The organism is Mesorhizobium sp. M1A.F.Ca.ET.072.01.1.1, assembly GCF_004023325.1.
GTDB lineage: Bacteria > Pseudomonadota > Alphaproteobacteria > Rhizobiales > Rhizobiaceae > Mesorhizobium.
This window is the reverse complement of sequence record NZ_RZSF01000667.1, coordinates 1-957: the sequence shown is the minus strand read 5'-3', so window position 1 is coordinate 957 and position 957 is coordinate 1. Positions and strand designations below refer to the sequence as shown.

At 62.2% G+C, this 957-nt stretch carries 1 protein-coding gene; it reads right to left on the bottom strand.

The genetic code is table 11. The annotated features are described in order from the left end of the window. On the bottom strand, positions 1 to 952 hold a 952-nt coding region (locus EOA32_RS37415), incomplete at its 3' end, for an IS481 family transposase (protein ID WP_127230906.1). Positions 953 to 957: the final 5 nt, after the last annotated feature.

Here is a 957-nt window from a genome sequence, read left to right as displayed (position 1 = left end):
TGTGGAGCCTCAACAGGTTGTCCTCGGTTAGAGCGAGGCGACTGATAGGTGTTTTGGACTTTAGGCTCCCGTGGGGACGGTGCCAATTGTATCTGTGCAGCCAGACCGGCAACTCTGCGGCGCGGTGATCTGAAGTCGGATAAGCGATGGCATAAGCCCATTCGCGCAGTGCTGTCTGGATGAAGCGCTCGGCCTTGCCATTGGTCTTGGGTGTATAGGGTCTTGTCCTGACGTGCTTGAGGCCGAGATCGCGGCAGGCCTTGGCGAAGGCCTTTGATCTGTAGCAGGAGCCGTTGTCGGTCATGACGCGGGCTATCGTGACGCCGAGGCTGGCGTAGTAGGCCACCGCCGCCTTGAGGAAGGCGATGGCGCTTTCTTTTTTCTCGTCGGGCAGGATCTGCGAGAAGGCGATGCGGGAGGCGTCGTCGATGCAGACATGGACGAACTCCCAACTGCTGCCGCGCGAGCTGGCATTGCCGGTGCGCTTGCCGGTAATGCGATGACCGATGCGCTCGAAACGACCGAGCTTCTTGATATCGATATGGATCATCTCGCCAGGATGCTCGCGCTCGTAGCGTCGGATCGGCTCGGCCGGTTCGATATCCCGCAACCGCGACAGTCCGGCACGCTTGAGAACCCGGCTAACGGTGGCGGGCGAGACGCCGACCTCATGGGCGATGTGCTTGCCGGTCCAACGTTGCCGCCGCAGCGCCATGATGCGCTCGGCGATCAACGCAGCGGTGGCCTGCGGCATATGGGCGGGCCGCGAGGAACGGTCGATCATGCCGGCCCGCCCTTCGGACTTGTAGCGCTCGACCCAGCGCGCCACGATCTTGGCCGACACGCCGTAGACACGCGCCGCATGGGCTTTGGAGAAAGCGCCTTCTATCACCGACAGCGCCATCTCCTCTCGACGCAGCGGTGTGAGACGGGCATTCTTATGGATGTTCATTCGGA